Raw genomic sequence first — 19,325 nt, 5'->3', positions numbered from 1 at the left:
CACAGTAAACAAACTTGCACCAGAGCGTAAGGGGCTGGCATACACATGCAGACGGTCTATCGGGTATACGAGGGAGCGCGCGAGCCGCATCGGCTTGCAGTCGAGCGCACGGCCGAGCTACTCGGTCGCGGCGGCCTGGCGCTTATTCCAACCGAGACGGTCTACGGTGTCGCCGTGGCGGTCAACGCCTTCTCGGATGCCGTTCCACAAGATACAAGTGAACCTCTGCCGTGGCCGCGCGATCCGCAGGCCACCGTCAACGGCGCCGCGGTCCCCGCACTCGGTACCGGCTATCGTCGTATCTTTACCCTCAAGCAGCGCGAGCTCACCCAAACGGTTGCCTGGCTGGTCGATGATGCCGAGGCACTCGACCGCTATGGCGTGGATATCCCTAACGAGGCCCGCGTGCTCGCCCGACGATGCTGGCCGGGCGCCCTGACTATCGTGGTCAAGGCGGCCCCCTGCGTGCCGACCTTTATGCGCGCCGCCGACGACACGGTGGCACTTCGCGCTTCGGCCTCGCCCGTGGTGCAGGCGCTCATCCGCGTCTGCGGCAGCCCCCTTGCCTGCACCAGCGCCAACACGCATGGCGCGCCCGCGCCGGCAAGCTTTATCACGGTGGAGGAGCGCATCCTGGAGGGGGTCGATGTGGCCGTCGATGCCGGTGAGACCCCGTGTCGCGACGCTTCGACTATCGTGTCGTTCCAGCACGGCGAACTCCAGATCCTGCGCCAAGGCGCACTTCCCGCATCAGAGATCGAGCGGGTCCTGTCCGACCCGATGTAATGGAAAGGTGTAAGCGATGTCGTTGAATCTGGGCAGCCTTGGCATGGAAGATGCCTCGTTTAACTTTGGCGGTTCCTACATCATGGCGCTCGACTGCGGCACCACCTCGGTACTTGCGACCATCGTCGACGAGTACGGATGCATCGTCGCGCAGGCGCGTCGCAGCGTCAAAACCAGCTTCCCGCGCCCCGGCTGGGTGGAGCAGGATCCCACGGAGGTGCTTGCCAGCCAGATCGGCGTGATGATGGAGGTCCAGTTTAAGAGCGGCATCCATTCTGACCGCATTGCCGCCATCGGTATCTCCAACCAGCGCGAGACCACGGTGGTGTGGGACCGCATAAGCGGCCAACCCATCTATAACGCCATCGTGTGGCAATGCCGTCGCACCGCACCTCTGATTGACGAGCTGGTCGAGCAGGGCGCAGAAGAGCTGGTGCGCTCCCGCACGGGGCTTACGCTCGACCCGTATTTCTCGGCCTCCAAGGTGCAGTGGATTCTCGATAACGTCGACGGCGCGCGCGAGAGCGCCGCGGCGGGCGACCTTATGTTTGGCACCATCGACACGTGGCTCATCTACAACCTCACCGGCGGTCAGGTCTTTGCCACCGACTACACCAATGCCAGCCGCACCGCGCTCTTTAATATCCATGCGCTCGATTGGGACGACGATCTGTTGGCGCTTTTCGACGTCCCGCGTTCCATGATGCCCGAGGTTCGTTGGAGCTCGGGCGATTACGGCCGCGTCGCGAGCGACATCATGACCAACATGCCACCCATCATGGGCGTGGCGGGCGACCAGCAGGCGTCGCTGTTCGGCCACTGCTGCTTCCATCCCGGCCAGACCAAAAACACCTATGGCACGGGTTGCTTTATGCTCATGAACACCGGCGACGAGATCGTCGAATCCAAGAACGGTCTGGTCTCCACGATCGGTATCGCCGCGGACGGCAAGATCAGCTATGCGCTCGAGGGTTCTATCTTTGCCGCCGGCTCCACCATGAACTGGCTGCGCAACAACATGGGCATCATCTCGAGCGTGAGCGAGTCCGCGCAACTCGCCGCTTCGATCAACGACAACGAGGGCTGCTACTTCGTCCCCGCCTTTGCGGGCTTGGGCGCTCCCTGGTGGGACCCGCATGCTCGCGGTATCGTGTGCGGCCTGACCGGTGCCTCGAGTCGTGCGACCATTGTGCGTGCGGCTTGCGAGTCCATGGCCTACCAGAGTTATGACGTGCTGCGCGCCATGGAGCAGGACGTGGGACTTTCGATTGAGCGCCTGTCCGTCGATGGCGGTGCCTCGCGCAACGAGTTCATCATGCAATTCCAGGCCGATCTGCTGGATATCCCCGTGCTGCAGTGTGAGACGGTGGAGACCACGGCGATCGGCGCCGCGTACTTGGCGGGCCTTGCCGTCGGCTATTGGGAGGATTTGGAGGAGCTGGAGCAAAACGCTCAGATCGTCAAAATCTTCCATCCTCACATGTCTGCTGAGCGCCGTGAGAGCAACCTCGCTGGTTGGCGTGATGCCGTCAAGCGTTCGCTCAACACCGCTCAGTAGGGTTGCGACGAGCTGCTCGATACAACAAACCGTTAAACTTATGCACGGCGCGCGGCAACAACATCGCCATGCGCCTTGTCAGCAAGGCCATCTTCCGGCCGCAACGAAAGGGGCAATCAACCCATGACCGTCACCTACGATACGTCCCGCGTGACGCTTGTCGACCATCCGCTCGTCCAGCACAAGCTGTCGATCCTGCGTGACAAGAGCACCGGCACCAACCAGTTCCGCCAGCTCGTGCGCGAGCTCGCACTTTTTGACGGCTACGAGGCCATGCGCGACCTGCCCATGGAAGACGTCGAAGTCGAGACCCCCATCACCACCGCCACGTTTAAGCAGCTTGCCGGCAAAAAGCTCGCCATCGTTCCCATCCTGCGTGCGGGCCTTGGCATGGTCGATGGCATCCTCGACCTGGTGCCCTCCGCTCGCGTGGGCCACATCGGTATGGAGCGCGACGAGGTTACCCACGAGCCGCATGAGTATTACTGCAAGATGCCCAAGGATATCGACCAGCGCATCTGTCTGGTTGTCGACCCCATGCTCGCCACGGGCGGTTCGGCCGAGATGGCCATCAGCTACCTGCGCGAGCGCGGTGTCAAGGACATCCGCATGCTGTGCATCGTTGCGGCCCCCGAGGGTCTCAAGTCGCTGACCGAAAAGGACCCCGACGTACATATTTATACGTGCGCCATCGACGACCATCTCAACGAGGCCGCCTACATCGTTCCCGGCCTGGGCGACGCCGGCGACCGCATCTACGGCACGCTGTAATCTCTGGGCCATACCGGCTAACGTCGAAAATACGAAGAAATGGTGCGCGCGGGCGAGCAAAAGTCGTCCACGCGCACTTCTGTTAACGGACGTTTTGCGCTGAGGGGTTCGAAAAAACGTATTACCGTACCTGCGGCATAAAGAAGGCCTTAAGAAAACGTACAGGTGCGTATTAACCGTTTGTTTTACGGTTGTACTTTAGCGATTGGCTCGTACAATAGTCACCAATGTTTGGCTGGGACTGTGCTGTGAGGCGTTAAAAAGGAAAGCGAGGAAGCCAGTGTTTCAGATAGCCGATCTGCTCGCTATCGTTGCAGGCGCCATCGCGGGCGCAATTGCCTTCCTTCCCTTTGTTTTTACGCTCAAGCCGGTTCTTGACGATAAACAGAATGCGGACATGCTCAAGGGCATGGTGAGCCTGGCGGTCTCGGCAGTCGCCCTGCTCGTCTTTACCTTGGTTGTGTTTGCGTTGTTCGGAGAGGCATTTCGCATGTTCCTCCTGGGCGAGGCGATCGGCTTCGTGGCCTTTATGGCCGCCTGCACGGTTCGCGTCGCCAAGGCGCTGCGAGATCCTCATGAGGTCGAAAGGTAAGTCGTGGAAATTTTTGAAAAGCTGCCTGATGAGATTAATCATCTGGTCAGCGAGTTCAGCTCCACCCCTGTCGTGGGCGATCTGAGCTGCGGCATCACGCAGTACTCGTTTTGGCTGATCGTCTCCACGATCGTGCTCCTGATCGTCCTGGCCGTGTTCAAGAAGAAGCAGACCCTGGTCCCCAAGGGCTTCTTCGTCAACGGTTTCGAGTACATCATCGAGTACGTCGAGAACGATATCGGCAAGGGCGTCGTGGGTGAGAACTGGAAGAAGCACTTCCCGTTCCTGTGCTCGCTTTTCCTGTTCATCCTGATCAATAACATGATCGGCCTGATCCCGGGAATGAAGCCCGGCACCGGCGCAATCGGCTCCACCGCCGCGCTCGCCATCTTCGCCTTCGTGTACTTCATCTACTACGGATGCAAGGCTCACGGCGTGATCGGCTACATCAAGAGCCTCGCCCCGCAGGGCGTGAGCTTCCCGATGAACGTGCTTGTGTGGGTCGTCGAGCTTTTCTCGACCTTCCTGCGCCTCATCACGCTCGCCGTCCGTCTGTTCTGCAACATGTTCGCAGGACACGTGGTCATGGGCTCGTTCGCCATCATGGCGAGCATGTTCATGCAGCCGCTGCTTCAGCAGGTTTCCGCGGCCCACGCCGTCGGCGCCCTGCCTTCGCTGGCCTGGCTTGCCATCCTTATCCTGATCTATGCGATCGAGCTTGTGGTCGGCGCCATCCAGGCTTACGTCTTCACGGTCCTTACCGCCGTGTATGTCTCCGAGGCAGAGGAGGTCGCGGAGGAGGAGTAATCTTCCGTTCGCGCCTCAAAGGTAAGGCAATTCGTTAAACCGCCGGTGCCCGTACCCATGGAGCCCGGCAGTTATAAAAAGGTTATCCTGCGTGAAATAAGACACGCACGACAAAGGAGGAATCGTGGGAGTTATCGGTTACGGTCTCGGTGTTATCGGCGCTGGTCTTGCTATCGGCCTGTCTGCTCTGGGTGCTACGGGTGCTATGGCCCGTCAGCCTGAGGTCCAGGGCCGCGTGTTCACCGTCTTCATCATGGGCTCCGCCTTCGGCGAGGCTCTGGCTCTGATCGGCTTCGTTGTCGCGCTGATCGTTAAATAGCACGGAGCGTCAAGTATGAATCTTTCATCCCAGAAGAGCGCGATCGCACTCTCCGCGTCCGCGGCCGCGCTGCTCATGCCGGTTTCCGCGTTCGCCGAGGACGGCGCTGCCGGCGCGGACATCCTCATCCCTAAGATGGCGGAGTTCATCCCGGCGCTTATCGCCTTCCTGATTATCTGGATCGTGCTGGCCAAGGTCGCCCTGCCGGGCATCATGAAAACCATGGAGGAGCGCGGCAAGAAGATCGAGGAGAGCCTCGACGAGGCCGAGAAGACCAAGCAGGAGGCTATCGCCAAGCGCGCTGAGTCCGACTCGATCGTCACTGACGCCCGTCGTCAGGCTGCCGACATCGTTCTCGAGGCCCGTAAGGACGCCGAGTCCGAGCGCGCCCGTATCATCGAGGCTGCCCACAAGGAGGCCGAGGAGATCATCGCCAAGGCCCATACGACCGTCGAGGACGAGCGCAAGTCCATCTACGCCGGTGCCGCGAGCTCCATCGCCGACCTGTCCGTTGCCGTCGCCACCAAGATCGTGGGCGAGGCACTCGACGACGAGGCCGAGCAGAAGAAGCTCATCGAGCGCTACATCCAGGAAGCAGGTAGCCTGAATGCCGACTAGCCGCTATCAGGACAAGGTGCTCGAGACCTACGCGCGTTCCCTTTTGGAATCCGCCAAGGCCGAGAACCATGTGTTCGAGGACCTCGAGATGATCGAGCGCCTGGCTAGCGCCAGCCCCGAGATCATCGCCGTGCTCGACACCATGTCCAAGCGCGACCAGCTCGACCTTCTTCCCAAGGTGGCAGCTGCCTTTAAGTATGTTGCCGAGGAAGACGAGGATGTAGTGGGCGTGACCGTCACCACGGCGATCCCGCTCGACGACGAGCTGCGTCAAACCATCACTAAGAAATGCGAGCAGGACTTCGGCCGCAAGGTATTCCTTATCGAGCAGGTCGACCCGTCTATCGTGGGCGGCCTAGTGCTCGAGGCCCGCGGCGAGCGTCGTGACATTTCCGTCAAGACGCAGCTGCGCATCGCGCAGGAGACCCTCGCAAACTCTGCTAATTCGTACGGAGGTGAAGCCTAATGTCCGAAACCCTCAATGCCCAGGATATCGCCAAGAAACTGCAGGAGCAGCTCACGAGCCTCTCCGCGACGGTCGATACGCATGAGGTTTCAACGGTCGACGAGGTAGGCGACGGCATCGCGCGCGTCTCCGGCCTCAAGAGCGCCATGGCAGGCGAGCTTCTGGAGTTCAAGAGCTCCGATACCGGTGAGACCGTCTTCGGCCTCGCCCAGAACCTTGACCGTGACGAGGTCGGCGCCGTTCTGTTCGGTGCCGTCGACTCCATCAAGGAAGGCGACGAGTGCCGCACCACTGGCCGCATTATGGATATCCCCGTGAGCCGTGCCATGCTCGGCCGCGTCGTCAATCCGCTCGGCCAGCCCATCGACGGTTTGGGTGACATTGTCGCCACGCACCGTCGTCCTATCGAGTTCAAGGCCCCCGGCGTCATCGACCGTACCCCGGTGTGCGAGCCGGTTCAGACCGGCCTGCTGGCCATCGACTCCATGGTGCCTATCGGCCGCGGCCAGCGTGAGCTCATCATCGGCGACCGTAAGACCGGTAAGACCGCCATCGCCATCGACGCTATCCTCAACCAGCGCGGCAAGGGCATGGTCTGCATCTATGTCGCCATCGGCCAGAAGGCCTCCACGGTTGCCAACATCCGCGAGACCCTCGCTCAGCACGGTGCGCTCGACTACACCATCATCGTTTCGGCCACCGCTGCCGATTCCGCCCCTATGCAGTACATCGCGCCTATGGCCGGTGCCGCTATTGGCGAGTTCTTCATGTACAACGGCGAGGACGGCAAGCCCGCCAGCGAGACCAACCCCGGCGGTCACGTGCTCGTCATCTACGACGACCTGTCCAAGCAGGCCGTGGCATACCGTCAGATGTCGCTGACGCTGCATCGTCCGCCCGGACGCGAGGCCTATCCTGGCGACATTTTCTACCTGCACTCTCGTCTGCTCGAGCGTGCCGTCAAGATGTCCAAGAAGAACGGTTACGGCTCCATGACGGCCCTGCCGATCATCGAGACCCAGGACGGCGACGTCTCGGCCTACATTCCGACCAACGTCATTTCCATTACCGACGGTCAGATCTATCTGCAGTCCGAGCTCTTCTTCCAGGGCCAGCGCCCGGCAGTCGACGTGGGCATCTCCGTGTCCCGCGTCGGTGGCGACGCTCAGACCAAGGCTATGAAGCAGGTTGCCGGCAACCTTCGTCTGGACCTCGCTTCGTACCAGGAGCTCGCCGGCTTTACCCAGTTTGGCTCCGACCTTGACGAGGCTACTCAGAAGCAGCTGACCCATGGTGCCCGCATGACCGAGCTCCTGAAGCAGCCGCGTTATAAACCGTTTGAGGTTGGCGAGCAGATCGTTACGCTGTTTGCCGGCAACGAGGGCTTCCTGGATGACCTGGAGATTGCCGACGTGCTGCCTTTCCGTGCCGAGCTCGTCGAGTACATGGACAATGGCTTTGGCTCGCTGCTCGACAAGGTTCGCGCCAAGAAGATCGACGACGACACCAAGGCCGAGCTCTTGCGTGTCATCGGTGACTTCAAGCAGCAGTTCATGGCCAAGCACCATGCCGATACGACTGGATCAGAGGAGAACTAAGCCCTATGGCCAACCTTCGCGACATTAAGAAGCGAATCTCCTCGGTTACCACGACCAAGCAGATCACGCGCACGATGGAAATGGTCTCTACGGCCAAGATCCGTCGTGCCCTCGATCGCTCCAAGCAGGCCGAGCCCTATAAGGAGGCGCTGACCGACGTCATGTTAACGGTCGCCGGCGACGCCTCCTGTTCGGGCACCGATCCCATGCTGCAGAAGCATGAGAGCGTCAAGCATGGCCTGATTGTCGTTATTGCCTCGGACCGCGGCCTTGCCGGCGGTTTCAATACGACGGTGGAGCGCACGGCCGAAAAGCTCGCCGCTTCTTGGGCGAACGACGGCATCGAGTGCGAGATCATCGCGTGTGGGCGCAAACCGGCCACGTATTTCCGTGACCGCGCAAACGTCACCATGCACTTTGAGGGCAATTCCTCCGAGCCCGATTTTAATCAGGCTCGCATGATTTCCTCTCATATCTGCGATGCGTATCGTACCGGTGAGCTTGACCGTGTCGAGCTTGTCTACCACCACGCCAAGAACCGCGTGGATCAGGAGCTTCGCGTCGAGCACTTGCTGCCGCTCGATCCCGAGATGATCGCTATGGCCCACGGTCCGCGTAAGAACGAGACCGACGCCCCTAAGCGCATCTCGTCCACGTTCGAGTTCGTGCCCTCTCCCGAGCATGTTCTCGGCAAGCTTGTGCCGTCATATATCTTGACGGTCATCTACCAGGCCCTGATCGATTCGGCGGCCGCCGAGCAGGGTGCACGCCGCAAGGCCATGCACTCCGCGACGGAAAACGCCACCGCGATCATCTCGACCCTTACCCGCACGTATAGTCGCGTGCGCCAGGCTTCGATCACGACCGAGATTAACGAGATCGTTGGCGGAGCCTCAGCATTGGAGGAACAGTAATGGCTAATAACACCGTAAAGCTTGCGGTCGAGGAAGCCACCAAGAAGACGACTGCCGGTGATGGTCGCATCGTGCGTATCATCGGCCCTGTCGTCGACGTCAAGTTTGACGGTGCGGTGCCCCCGATCTACAACGCGCTCACGGTCGAGGCCGAGACCCCGATCGGTCACCTGAGCACGATCCTCGAGGTTGAGAGCCAGCTTCCGGGCGGCGTCGTCCGCACGGTCGCCATGTCCTCGACCGACGGTCTGCAGCGTGGTCTCATCGCCACCGATACCGGTGAGCCCATGAAGATGCCCGTTGGCCCCAAGACGCTCGGCCGCATTTGGAACGTCATGGGCAAGCCTGTCGACGGTAAGCCCATGCCCGAGGTGGAGGAGTTCTATCCCATCCACCACGCAGCGCCCCGCTTCGACGAGCTCACCACCAAGACCGAGATCTTCGAAACCGGCATCAAGGCCGTTGACCTGCTCGAGCCCTACATCCGTGGCGGCAAAACGGGTCTGTTCGGCGGCGCCGGCGTCGGCAAGACCGTTCTGATTCAGGAGCTCATCAACAACCTCGCCCAGGAGCACGGCGGCACCTCGGTGTTCACCGGTGTCGGCGAGCGTACTCGTGAGGGCACCGACCTGTTCCTCGAGATGAGCGAGTCTGGCGTCATCGATAAGACCTGCTTGGTCTATGGTCAGATGAACGAGCCGCCTGGAGCGCGTCTGCGCATCGGTCTGGCTGGCCTTACCACCGCTGAGTACTTCCGCGATCGCGGCCAGGACGTTCTGCTGTTCATCGACAACATCTTCCGCTTCTCCCAGGCCGGTTCCGAGGTTTCCGCACTGCTGGGTCGTATGCCGTCCGCCGTCGGTTACCAGCCTACGCTGGCTACCGAGATGGGCGACCTCCAGGAGCGCATTACCTCGACCAAGACGGGTTCCATTACCTCCGTCCAGGCTGTCTACGTCCCTGCAGACGACCTGACCGACCCGGCGCCTGCCACGACGTTTACGCACCTCGACGCCACTACGGTTCTTTCGCGTAGCATTTCGTCGCTTGGTCTGTTCCCGGCTATCGACCCGCTCGCTTCTTCCTCCGACGCTCTCGATCCCTCGATCGTCGGCGAGGAGCACTACCGTGTCGCCGTCAAGGTCCAGGAGCTCCTGCAGGAGTACTCCGACCTTCAGGACATCATCGCCATTCTGGGTATGGACGAGCTGTCCGAGGAGCAGCGCCTTACGGTCAACCGTGCCCGTAAGATCCAGCAGTTCCTCTCCCAGTCCTTCCACGTCGCCGAGAAGTTCACCGGCAACCCCGGTGTCTACGTTCGCGTCGAGGATACCGTCCGCTCCTTCGCCGAGATTGTCGACGGCAAGGCCGATGACCTGCCCGAGCAGGCATTCCGCTATGCTTCCACGATTGAGGACGTGCGCGAGCGCGCCCGCAAGATGGGGGAGAAGTAGGTTATGCGTATCCGCATCGTGTGCCCCGTGAGCTGCGCCTATGAGGGCGACGCTGCGTTTGTGTCGATTCCGTCCACGGATGGCGAGTTTGGTGTTCTGCCTGCTCACTCCAGCGAAATCTGCACGATCGACCGCGGTTACGTTCGCGTTTCCGATAAGGCCATGGGCACTGTCGACCACACGTTTGCCGTGGCCGGCGGCTATGCCCAGGTTGCGGACGATGTCGTGACCGTCCTCGCCGAGCGCGCTTGCGATTTGGCGACCGTCGACGCCGACAAGGTTAAAGCTGATATTCAAGGTTTTGAAGAGAAGCTGGGTAATTTGTCGGAGGATGATGCACGCCGCGCCTACCTCTATAATGAAATCGCATGGTGTAAGCTCAAGCTTGCCCAATAGTCAAACGCTTTAGCGTTCGACCATTTGCGAACACATCATGCCCGGGATGGCCCAGCCACCCCGGGCATGCTTTTTGAAAGGGTAGACCTTGGATATTATCCGCGTTGAGGGTGGCCACGCCATCGGAGGTTCCGTGCCTGTTTCGGGCGCCAAGAACTCCGCGCTCAAACTCATGGCGGCAACGCTTCTGGCGCCGGGCAAGACGACGCTGCAGAACGTGCCTGATATTTCCGATGTCCACGTGATGGGCAAGGTGCTCAAGGGCATGGGCGCTACGATCGATGTTCTCGACGAGCATACGCTCGAGATCGATACCTCCCAGGTCGATTCTTGGGAGGCGCCCTACGAGCTCGTTGCCAAGATGCGCGCTTCCACTGCCGTGATGGGACCCCTGCTGGGCCGTTTCCATCGCGCCAAGATCGCCATGCCCGGTGGCTGCAACCTGGGCGCTCGCAAGATCGATATGCATATCTTGGGTCTTGAGGCCTTGGGCGTCGAGTTCGATACCGCCCACGGCTATATCAACGCTAACGCGCCTCAGGGCCTGCGCGGCACCACCGTCACACTCGAGTTCGCCAGCGTCGGTGCGACCGAGAACCTCATCATGGCCTCCGTGCGTGCGCAGGGTACCACGGTTATCGATAATGCCGCCCGCGAGCCCGAGATCGTCGATCTCGCCAACATGCTTAATGAGATGGGCGCCAAGATCGTCGGCGCGGGCACGCCTGTCGTGACCATCGAGGGCGTGGAAGAGCTGCATCCCGTTACCCATCGCGTGGTGGGCGACCGCATCGAGGCCGGTACCTTTATCGTTGCCGGTGCGTTGATGGCAGACGACCGCGGTGTCGACGTCACAGGCTTTTGCCCCATTCACTTGGGAATGGTGCTCAAGAAGATGGAGCTCATGGGCATCGATTGCGAACGCATCGAGGATGGCGTCCACGTTAATCGCGTCGAGCGCATCAAGCCGGTCGATATCCAGACGCTCCCGTTCCCCGGTTTCCCCACGGACATGCAGGCGCAGATCATGGTGCTCTCCGCCCTGGCCGACGGCAGTTCCGTTATCACCGAGAACATCTTCGAGAATCGTTTTATGTTTGCATCCGAGCTGGTGCGCATGGGTGCCGATATTCGCATCGAGAGCCACCACGCCATGATTCACGGCGTCAAGGGCTTCTCCGGCGCTCAGGTAACCTCACCGGATCTTCGTGGTGGCGCGGCACTCGTCGTTGCCGGCCTCATTGCCGACGGTACGACCGAGGTCTCGGCCATCCATCACATTAAGCGCGGCTACGAACAGTTTGTCGAAAAGCTGCAGGCGCTTGGCGCTCATGTCGAGCACGCCACTGTTCCCGATCCCGTCATCTACTAATGCAGGTTGCCTATGTTTAAGAAAAAGCCCATTACGGAATCTCGAAGACCTTCGACCGGCGCTCAGGCAAAAATCTATAGCCGCGATAACGTTGCCCGCTATTCCGAGCGCGCCCGTCAGCGCCGTCGCGGCCATACGGTTCGCCGCGTTGCGCTCATTGCTGTGCTCGGTGTGCTGCTGAGCGCTACGACTGCCGCCGGCCTGTGGTTTGCCACCATTATGGGCAAGCTCGGCGATTCCAATGTCATTACCGACAACCTGCGCCAGATCCTGGTTGATACCGACGAGGCAAAGGACCCGTTCTACGTGCTGCTCCTTGGCACTGACGGTCGCCCGGGCGAGGATACATACCGCGCCGACTCGATTATTCTGGCGCGTATCGACCCCACGCAAAAACAGGCGACGCTCATCTCCATTCCGCGCGATACCAAGGTCGTCTACAACGGCTCGACCATGAAGATCAACGCCTGCCATACCTACGGCGGCGCCGAAGCCATGGTCCAGGCGGTCAACGAGCTGTGCGGTGTCCAGATTTCCCACTATGCCGAGGTCAGCTTCGACGGCATGCAGTCGCTCATCGATTCGGTCGGCGGCATCGACATTAACGCAACCGACGATGTCGACGACCCCGAGCATCTCGACATTAAGATCACCGCCGGTCAGCAGCACATGGATGGCGCGACCGCCCTTACCTATGCCCGTTGCCGCTACATCTATGCCGATGGCGACTACACACGCATGCGCCACCAGCGTCAGGTGCTCGGCGCCCTCGCCAACCAGATCCTCAACAACTTCGATGCCACCAAGGTCTTCGACCTCGTCAATTCGCTGTCCGACATGCTCGTGACCGATATGAGCGTTCAGGACATCGTCTCTACGGTCAATGCCATGCGCGGCATGGATGTTGACGGCATCTATTCGGCCAACTTGCCTTCGTATGCCGATGCCAGCACCATGATTGATGGCGTGAGCTACGTCTTTGTCTACGAGGACGAGCTTAAGGAAATGATGGAGCGCGTCGACGCTGGTAAGGATCCCAAGGGCCCCAATACCATGGGCCAGTCCGATGGCTCCAGCTCTACGATCGGCGACCTGAACAACAACACGTCCGATGATTACGCCAACGGCACCGCAACCTCATCGGTCAGCTCTGACGATTCGGACGATTCGACTGATTCGAGCGATTCGGATTACTACGAAGAGCCCACCGGCGACGGCAACGGCTACGAAGCCAACTATTAAGTTACGGCGTTTTACCAAACGCCGTAACGGCTCGACGCTGCGCGCCGCCCAAGGCGACAATTTGTCATTCAAAAGGCAGGGCATGACCAGAAGGTCAATGCCCTGCCTTTTTCATGCCAACTTGTTCGCCTTGGACGTCGCTCGCTGACGTTGGCTCAACCTGCGGTGCTGACTACTCCCCTTTCACCAAAAACTGCCCCGTTCTCGGTTTTGAGGACGGGGCAGTTTTGCTTACCTAGATTGTTCGAGTTCCTTATGCAAAGCGGGCGACGAGTTCCTGGAGGACGTCGGTCATCTTGACGAGCGAGCTGACCGGGACAAACTCGTTAACGCCGTGGTAGCAGTAGCCGCCCGTGGAAAGGTTGGGGCAGGGCAGGCCGCGGAACGACAGCTGCGCACCGTCGGTGCCACCGCGAATTGGCAGCACCTGGGGCTCAATGCCGCAGGCAAGGTAGGCTTCCTTGGCGACATCGATAAGCTCGGGGTAGTTACGCACGATCTCGGCCATGTTGCGGTACTGCTGCTTGATCTCGACCGTCACGCGCTCTTCGCCCAGGCGCTGGTTGAGCAGTGCTGCGGCGGCATCCATCAGCTCGAGCTTCTGCTGGAACTTGGCGGCATCGTGATCACGGACGATATAGCGCGCCGTGGCATGGTCGACCGTTGCCGAGACGCCCTCAAGGTGATAGAAGCCCTCGTAGCCCTCGGTGTATTCCGGACGCTGCTCGTAGGGGAGCAGGGCATTGAAGTCGCAGAACAGATTGCCCGCGTTGACCATGCGGCCTTTGGCGTCACCGGGATGGATGGACTGGCCCTCAAAGCGAACGGTTGCCTCGGCGGCGTTAAAGCACTCCCACTCCAGCTCGCCAACGGGGCCGCCATCGACCGTGTAGGCGTACTTGCAGTCAAAGGCCTCGATATCCAACAGCTCGGCGCCGTGACCGATCTCCTCGTCCGGGCAAAAACAAATGCCGAGTGCGGGGTGGGGCAGCGAGGGGTCCTGAGCGATACGCGCGACAAGTGCCATGATCTCGGCGACGCCGGCCTTGTCGTCAGCGCCCAGCAGTGTGGTGCCGTCACTGCAGACCAAGTCCTCACCCACAAGGTCGTTCAAGGCGGGAAGCTTGGCGGTGCTCATGGCCACGGGCTTGCCGTCAACGGTACCGCAGACCAGGTCGCCGCCTTCGTAGTGCACAATGTGCGGCTTCACGCCGGCGCCCGGCGCAACCTCGGTGGTGTCGAGGTGTGCGATCAGGCCCAGGGCGGGCTTGTTCTCCGCGCCTGCGCTCGCAGGAATATGCGCGCACACGTAGGCATGCTCGGTCACATGGGCATCGACCGCGCCGAGCTCGCGCAACTCCTCGGCCAGGATGTTGGCAAGGTCAAACTGAACGGTGCTCGAAGGCACCTGGTCGCAGTTTGCATCCTCGGATTGCGTGTTGATTTGGACGTAGCGCAAAAAGCGCTCAAGGACGTCGGGGTTCGTGGCGTTGTTTTCCATAAAGACCGCTCCAATCTTGGTCGTCGTGTGCAACAAGAACTCTAGCACGGTATGCCACGGCATACCGCGACACTTGGATGGGGTAGAATCAGCCTTTGAACGCAGAAGGGACGGAAGGTCATGGATACGACAAATAGCTCGCGCGAGCTGCACCTAACGGTGGCGAACGAAGACTACTTGGAGTGCATGGTTCGCATCGAAAGCGAAGAAGGGGAGACCAATGGCGTGCGATCGGTCGACATCGCGCAGCGTCTTGGTGTCTCCAAGGCATCGGTCAACAAGGCAGTTTCGGCGCTTAAGGCGTCCGAGCTTGTCGAGCAATCGCATTACGGCAAGGTCATCCTGACCGACCGTGGTCGCGAGGTCGGCACGGCTATCTGGTACCGTCATCGCCTTGTCCGCACGTTTTTGGTCCAGGAGCTCGGCGTCGATTTTGAGCGGGCCGATTCCGAGGCGTGCATGATGGAGCATGCGCTTTCCGAGGACACGATGAGCCGCTGGCTCGCCTATCTCGAAAAACAGGGAATCAGCGTCGAGGAATAGCGAAACACATATATGGATACGAGTTATTACAACCGCCCCGGCGGCGAGGAACTTATGCGCCGCATGTCGAGCGAGACCCTGTTGACGCAGGGCCCCATGGGCAGCGTGCTGATGAGTGAATACGACGCTGCCGACATCCCACCGGCGTTTTGGAACCTTGCCGAGCCGCAGACTGTTTCTCGTATCCATCGCCTGTATGTCGCCGCCGGTGCGCAGGTGCTCATTACTAATACCTTTCAGGCATCAAGCTATGCCCTCAAGCAAGATCAGATTACGCCGTCCGTGGCTGAGGTCAATCGCGGTGCCGTCGACGATGCGCGCCAGGCGCACCCTCAGCTGCTGCTGGGCTCGATGGGCCCGATCGGCATTGAGTGGTTTGCCGAAGACTCTGCCGAGTATCGAGAAATCCGAGGCATTTCGCGAGAGCAGGCATACTCCCTGCTCAATGCTGGTGTTGACGGTCTGCTGATCGAGACGGTGACGTCTATCCGTAATTTGCAGCCCATGCTTGCCGGCGCCCAGGATGCCGCCGACGGCATGCCTGTTTTGGTGAGTTTTGTCGTTGACGATAAAGGCGACCTGCTAGGCGATGGCCTCAACATCGAGGCTGCCGTTTTGTACGCCGAAAAGCACGGCGCAAACTCGGTTGGCGTTAACTGCTGTTCACTTGCGGCCGCGAACGTGGCGGTGCCCAGGATGGTTGCATCGGCGACTACGCCCGTCACGGTACGCCCCAACGTGGGCGATCCGGTCCAAACTCAGGATGGTCCTGTGTGGCGCGAGAACCCCGAAGCCTTCGCGCGCGCTTGCATCGAATGGCGGCATGCCGGTGCCGCAATGGTGGGCAGTTGTTGTGGAACCACGGCGATCACCACGGCGGCGATGGCCGAGGCGCTCGATATATAAAGGTCGAAACCGCTCCATACGGGGCGGTTTTTTTATTGCCTGCACATCGTCGGTAGCATTTGCCCAAATGGTGAATGCCGGTTTTGGCAGGTTGCTGGGCGAGCGTTGCGGGTATACCCCATGCGTACCATGATCCAAACACTGTGAGGTGTCTGCGCGTGTGCGCGATAATTCATTTTGGAACTGATGGTTGGCGCGCCCGCGTCGACGACGACTTTACCGCCGACAACGTTGCCCGCATTGCCGATGCCGTCGGCGAGTTGTGGCAAAAGATCAATCCCGGCAAAACAGTATATATAGGGTTCGACACCCGGCCGCAGGCGCGCGAGTTCGCTGAGCTTGCGGCAGGCGTGCTTGCCGCTCACGGATTGGACGCAGTGCTCGCATCTCGGCCTGTTCCGACCCCCGCCCTTACGTGGGCGGCGGCGTATGACGGCGAGGCCTGCGGTGCGCTCATGGTGACGGGATCCCATCATCCGCAGGGGTATCTGTGCCTTAAGCTACGCATGGGAGATGGCTCGACGGCCAATCAGGATGTCATCGAAGAGCTCGAAGAGACCATGGCCCCCGAGCCGATGGGGATCGAGGAAAGCTATCGCACCGCGGATATTATTCCTGACTATATGCAGGCGGTGGCATCGTTTGTCGATGCCGAGGCCATTCGAGCCGCTCACGTGCGTGTGGTAGTTGACCCCATGGGCGGCGCGGCCCAGGGATATCTTGCCGACCTGCTGCGGGAGCTAGGCGTCGAGGTGCACGAGATTCATGCCGGACAGTCGTCCGATCAAGAGGACATTTGCCCCGACCCTGTTGAGCCATGGGTGGACGCTTGCGAGCGTGCGGTTGTCGAGGACGGGGCGTGCGCGGGCCTGGTGACCGACGGCGATGCCGATCGTATCGGCGCGGTCGACGAACGCGGTAGATATATCCATCCGCATCAAATCATGGCGCTTGTTTTGGGCGACCTCGTTCAATTCCGCAATTTGGAGGGGCGTGTCGTCGTCAATCTCTCGTGCTCGACGCTCGTGCGCCGCATTGCTGAGGCACTTGGCTGCCGTGTGACCGTTAAACCGGTCGGTTTCAAATATATAGCTGCAGAGATGAAGAAGGGCGGTGTCCTCATGGGAGGCGAAGAGGCCGGCGGTATCGGCATCGCCGCGCATATGCCCGAGCGTGATGGAATCCTTGCTTGTCTGATTCTGTGTGAGCTTATGGCAAAGACGGGCGCGCCCTTGGGCGTTTTGGTCGATCAGCTCGAGGCCAGTTTTGGCAAGACGAGCTATGGGCGTCGCGATTTGCGCCTTGAGGCCGAAGACGCCGAATCGCTGCGAACGCTGCTTCCTGGCATGAATCCTAAATCGATTTGCGGCAAGGCGCCGCAGGCTGTAAGTCATATGGATGGTTTACGTTTGGCATTCGAGGATGACACCTGGCTGCTGATCCGCCCCAGCGGGACCGAACCGGTGGTTCGCGTATACGCCGAGGGGTTCTCGGTGGAGGAGCGCGATGAATTGCTCGATGCCGGCTGTGCTTTGGCTAAGGGAGCCTATCAGCTTTAGCCATATGACGCTTCTCTATAAAGAGGCCCTCGGTGAGCGGTAGAGAACGGCTGGCAAACGTAAACAGGGTTTCAAGATGTGTAGGAAATGTGTGCGCCCAGATTCCCGCCCACGGCGCCCCTCCGGTCTGGCAATATATCTCCTTGCCGCGCGGCCCGGTGAGACCGGATCAGCCGCAGAGCGTGCACCTTGAGAACCGGATACTGCGAGGATGGACACACCAGATGTGTCGCATCCGGGCAGACATCGAACCATTTGAAATGGTCTAACTTGGATTTGTTTTTCGCAAGGCCGCCGAGAGGCGGCCCCGAGAAATTCCTTTTCCTATACAGAACCATATGAATCGAACGGAACCGATCAGCGTAACAGTTGTGAGGACCGGACGGGCTCGAAGCCCAACATATTTTGGACGGAGAGTTCGATCCTGGCTCAGGATGAACGCTGGCGGCGCGCCTAACACATGCAAGTCGAACGGCACCCACCTCCGGGTGGAAGCGAGTGGCGAACGGCTGAGTAACACGTGGAGAACCTGCCCCCTCCCCCGGGATAGCCGCCCGAAAGGACGGGTAATACCGGATACCCCGGGGTGCCGCATGGCACCCCGGCTAAAGCCCCGACGGGAGGGGATGGCTCCGCGGCCCATCAGGTAGACGGCGGGGTGACGGCCCACCGTGCCGACAACGGGTAGCCGGGTTGAGAGACCGACCGGCCAGATTGGGACTGAGACACGGCCCAGACTCCTACGGGAGGCAGCAGTGGGGAATCTTGCGCAATGGGGGGAACCCTGACGCAGCGACGCCGCGTGCGGGACGGAGGCCTTCGGGTCGTAAACCGCTTTCAGCAGGGAAGAGTCAAGACTGTACCTGCAGAAGAAGCCCCGGCTAACTACGTGCCAGCAGCCGCGGTAATACGTAGGGGGCGAGCGTTATCCGGATTCATTGGGCGTAAAGCGCGCGTAGGCGGCCCGGCAGGCCGGGGGTCGAAGCGGGGGGCTCAACCCCCCGAAGCCCCCGGAACCTCCGCGGCTTGGGTCCGGTAGGGGAGGGTGGAACACCCGGTGTAGCGGTGGAATGCGCAGATATCGGGTGGAACACCGGTGGCGAAGGCGGCCCTCTGGGCCGAGACCGACGCTGAGGCGCGAAAGCTGGGGGAGCGAACAGGATTAGATACCCTGGTAGTCCCAGCCGTAAACGATGGACGCTAGGTGTGGGGGGACGATCCCCCCGTGCCGCAGCCAACGCATTAAGCGTCCCGCCTGGGGAGTACGGCCGCAAGGCTAAAACTCAAAGGAATTGACGGGGGCCCGCACAAGCAGCGGAGCATGTGGCTTAATTCGAAGCAACGCGAAGAACCTTACCAGGGCTTGACATATGGGTGAAGCGGGGGAGACCCCGTGGCCGAGAGGAGCCCATACAGGTGGTGCATGGCTGTCGTCAGCTCGTGTCGTGAGATGTTGGGTTAAGTCCCGCAACGAGCGCAACCCCCGCCGCGTGTTGCCATCGGGTGATGCCGGGAACCCACGCGGGACCGCCGCCGTCAAGGCGGAGGAGGGCGGGGACGACGTCAAGTCATCATGCCCCTTATGCCCTGGGCTGCACACGTGCTACAATGGCCGGTACAGAGGGATGCCACCCCGCGAGGGGGAGCGGATCCCGGAAAGCCGGCCCCAGTTCGGATTGGGGGCTGCAACCCGCCCCCATGAAGTCGGAGTTGCTAGTAATCGCGGATCAGCATGCCGCGGTGAATGCGTTCCCGGGCCTTGTACACACCGCCCGTCACACCACCCGAGTCGTCTGCACCCGAAGTCGCCGGCCCAACCGAGAGGGGGGAGGCGCCGAAGGTGTGGAGGGTGAGGGGGGTGAAGTCGTAACAAGGTAGCCGTACCGGAAGGTGCGGCTGGATCACCTCCTTTCTAGGGAGATA

18 protein-coding genes and 1 rRNA gene are annotated in these 19,325 nt (G+C 60.7%); 18 read left to right on the top strand and 1 reads right to left on the bottom strand.

Going from position 1 to position 19,325, the window contains the following annotated elements; translation table 11 throughout:
* Positions 1 to 45 precede the first annotated feature (45 nt).
* The 14 genes from GT571_RS04640 (at position 46) to GT571_RS04575 (ending at position 12,893) form a co-directional block, all read left to right on the top strand.
* Positions 46 to 786 (top strand): L-threonylcarbamoyladenylate synthase, encoded by a 741-nt coding sequence (locus GT571_RS04640; RefSeq protein ID WP_161155783.1) that lies wholly within the window; start codon positions 46 to 48, stop codon positions 784 to 786.
* Between the two features lie 16 nt (positions 787 to 802).
* On the top strand, positions 803 to 2,344 hold the full coding sequence (glpK, locus tag GT571_RS04635) for a glycerol kinase GlpK (RefSeq protein WP_161155781.1): 1,542 nt from the start codon (positions 803 to 805) through the stop codon (positions 2,342 to 2,344).
* A gap of 123 nt (positions 2,345 to 2,467) precedes the next feature.
* Positions 2,468 to 3,115, top strand: coding sequence for a uracil phosphoribosyltransferase (gene upp, locus GT571_RS04630; protein WP_118376863.1), 648 nt, complete (start codon positions 2,468 to 2,470; stop codon positions 3,113 to 3,115).
* A 280-nt stretch (positions 3,116 to 3,395) separates the two neighbouring features.
* Positions 3,396 to 3,707 carry a hypothetical protein gene (locus tag GT571_RS04625; protein WP_118376864.1) on the top strand — a complete coding sequence of 104 codons (312 nt, stop codon included), beginning with the start codon at positions 3,396 to 3,398 and terminating at the stop codon, positions 3,705 to 3,707.
* Between the two features lie 3 nt (positions 3,708 to 3,710).
* Positions 3,711 to 4,514, top strand: coding sequence for a F0F1 ATP synthase subunit A (gene atpB / locus GT571_RS04620; RefSeq protein WP_022094263.1), 804 nt, complete (start codon positions 3,711 to 3,713; stop codon positions 4,512 to 4,514).
* 124 nt (positions 4,515 to 4,638) lie between these two features.
* On the top strand, positions 4,639 to 4,833 hold the full coding sequence (locus GT571_RS04615; protein WP_022094262.1) for an ATP synthase subunit c family protein: 195 nt from the start codon (positions 4,639 to 4,641) through the stop codon (positions 4,831 to 4,833).
* Positions 4,834 to 4,848: 15 nt separating this feature from the next.
* Entirely contained in the window at positions 4,849 to 5,451 is a 603-nt protein-coding gene (gene atpF / locus GT571_RS04610) for a F0F1 ATP synthase subunit B (protein ID WP_117758464.1), read from the top strand.
* Positions 5,441 to 5,917 (top strand): F0F1 ATP synthase subunit delta, encoded by a 477-nt coding sequence (locus tag GT571_RS04605; RefSeq protein ID WP_161155779.1) that lies wholly within the window; start codon positions 5,441 to 5,443, stop codon positions 5,915 to 5,917. Before atpF ends, GT571_RS04605 begins: the two co-directional genes overlap by 11 nt.
* Positions 5,917 to 7,515 (top strand): F0F1 ATP synthase subunit alpha, encoded by a 1,599-nt coding sequence (gene atpA / locus GT571_RS04600; protein WP_099432314.1) that lies wholly within the window; start codon positions 5,917 to 5,919, stop codon positions 7,513 to 7,515. The genes GT571_RS04605 and atpA overlap by 1 nt, the downstream gene beginning before the upstream one ends.
* A 5-nt stretch (positions 7,516 to 7,520) precedes the next feature.
* A complete protein-coding gene (gene atpG, locus GT571_RS04595) occupies positions 7,521 to 8,429 on the top strand; it encodes an ATP synthase F1 subunit gamma (RefSeq protein ID WP_161155777.1) in 909 nt (302 codons plus the stop codon).
* Entirely contained in the window at positions 8,429 to 9,883 is a 1,455-nt protein-coding gene (gene atpD / locus GT571_RS04590; protein ID WP_006235717.1) for a F0F1 ATP synthase subunit beta, read from the top strand. The genes atpG and atpD overlap by 1 nt, the downstream gene beginning before the upstream one ends.
* A gap of 3 nt (positions 9,884 to 9,886) precedes the next feature.
* Positions 9,887 to 10,279 (top strand): ATP synthase F1 subunit epsilon, encoded by a 393-nt coding sequence (gene atpC, locus GT571_RS04585; protein ID WP_117630038.1) that lies wholly within the window; start codon positions 9,887 to 9,889, stop codon positions 10,277 to 10,279.
* Between the two features lie 88 nt (positions 10,280 to 10,367).
* Positions 10,368 to 11,651, top strand: a complete 1,284-nt coding sequence (murA, locus tag GT571_RS04580) for a UDP-N-acetylglucosamine 1-carboxyvinyltransferase (protein ID WP_161155775.1) — start codon at positions 10,368 to 10,370, stop codon at positions 11,649 to 11,651.
* Between the two features lie 12 nt (positions 11,652 to 11,663).
* Positions 11,664 to 12,893 (top strand): LCP family protein, encoded by a 1,230-nt coding sequence (locus tag GT571_RS04575; protein WP_161155773.1) that lies wholly within the window; start codon positions 11,664 to 11,666, stop codon positions 12,891 to 12,893.
* Between the two features lie 253 nt (positions 12,894 to 13,146).
* On the opposite strand, the gene pepT is transcribed toward GT571_RS04575, so the two are convergent.
* Positions 13,147 to 14,394 carry a peptidase T gene (gene pepT, locus GT571_RS04570; protein WP_161155771.1) on the bottom strand — a complete coding sequence of 416 codons (1,248 nt, stop codon included), beginning with the start codon at positions 14,392 to 14,394 and terminating at the stop codon, positions 13,147 to 13,149.
* Between the two features lie 120 nt (positions 14,395 to 14,514).
* Here pepT and GT571_RS04565 point away from each other — a divergent pair, with 120 nt between their 5' ends.
* The 4 genes from GT571_RS04565 (at position 14,515) to GT571_RS04550 (ending at position 19,314) form a co-directional block, all read left to right on the top strand.
* On the top strand, positions 14,515 to 14,937 hold the full coding sequence (locus GT571_RS04565) for a metal-dependent transcriptional regulator (RefSeq protein ID WP_161155769.1): 423 nt from the start codon (positions 14,515 to 14,517) through the stop codon (positions 14,935 to 14,937).
* Between the two features lie 12 nt (positions 14,938 to 14,949).
* Entirely contained in the window at positions 14,950 to 15,843 is an 894-nt protein-coding gene (locus GT571_RS04560; RefSeq protein ID WP_161155768.1) for a homocysteine S-methyltransferase family protein, read from the top strand.
* Positions 15,844 to 16,001: 158 nt separating this feature from the next.
* Positions 16,002 to 17,402 carry a phosphohexomutase domain-containing protein gene (locus GT571_RS04555; RefSeq protein ID WP_161155766.1) on the top strand — a complete coding sequence of 467 codons (1,401 nt, stop codon included), beginning with the start codon at positions 16,002 to 16,004 and terminating at the stop codon, positions 17,400 to 17,402.
* 406 nt (positions 17,403 to 17,808) lie between these two features.
* Positions 17,809 to 19,314, top strand: a 16S ribosomal RNA gene (locus GT571_RS04550).
* Positions 19,315 to 19,325 lie beyond the last annotated feature (11 nt).

Source organism: Collinsella aerofaciens (assembly GCF_009876115.1).
Classification (GTDB): Bacteria; Actinomycetota; Coriobacteriia; order Coriobacteriales; family Coriobacteriaceae; genus Collinsella; species Collinsella aerofaciens_N.
Note: the sequence above shows the minus strand (reverse complement) of the source record. Positions and strands in the feature narration are given on the sequence as shown.

Coding starts and splice junctions, on each gene's coding strand:
- GT571_RS04575 (WP_161155773.1), top strand. CDS start 11,664: ATGTTTAAGAAAAAGCCCATTACGGAATCTCGAAGACCTTCGACCGGC.
- glpK (WP_161155781.1), top strand. CDS start 803: ATGTCGTTGAATCTGGGCAGCCTTGGCATGGAAGATGCCTCGTTTAAC.
- upp (WP_118376863.1), top strand. CDS start 2,468: ATGACCGTCACCTACGATACGTCCCGCGTGACGCTTGTCGACCATCCG.
- atpF (WP_117758464.1), top strand. CDS start 4,849: ATGAATCTTTCATCCCAGAAGAGCGCGATCGCACTCTCCGCGTCCGCG.
- pepT (WP_161155771.1), bottom strand. CDS start 14,394: ATGGAAAACAACGCCACGAACCCCGACGTCCTTGAGCGCTTTTTGCGC.
- atpA (WP_099432314.1), top strand. CDS start 5,917: ATGTCCGAAACCCTCAATGCCCAGGATATCGCCAAGAAACTGCAGGAG.
- GT571_RS04605 (WP_161155779.1), top strand. CDS start 5,441: ATGCCGACTAGCCGCTATCAGGACAAGGTGCTCGAGACCTACGCGCGT.
- atpC (WP_117630038.1), top strand. CDS start 9,887: ATGCGTATCCGCATCGTGTGCCCCGTGAGCTGCGCCTATGAGGGCGAC.
- GT571_RS04565 (WP_161155769.1), top strand. CDS start 14,515: ATGGATACGACAAATAGCTCGCGCGAGCTGCACCTAACGGTGGCGAAC.
- GT571_RS04640 (WP_161155783.1), top strand. CDS start 46: ATGCAGACGGTCTATCGGGTATACGAGGGAGCGCGCGAGCCGCATCGG.
- atpG (WP_161155777.1), top strand. CDS start 7,521: ATGGCCAACCTTCGCGACATTAAGAAGCGAATCTCCTCGGTTACCACG.
- atpD (WP_006235717.1), top strand. CDS start 8,429: ATGGCTAATAACACCGTAAAGCTTGCGGTCGAGGAAGCCACCAAGAAG.
- GT571_RS04560 (WP_161155768.1), top strand. CDS start 14,950: ATGGATACGAGTTATTACAACCGCCCCGGCGGCGAGGAACTTATGCGC.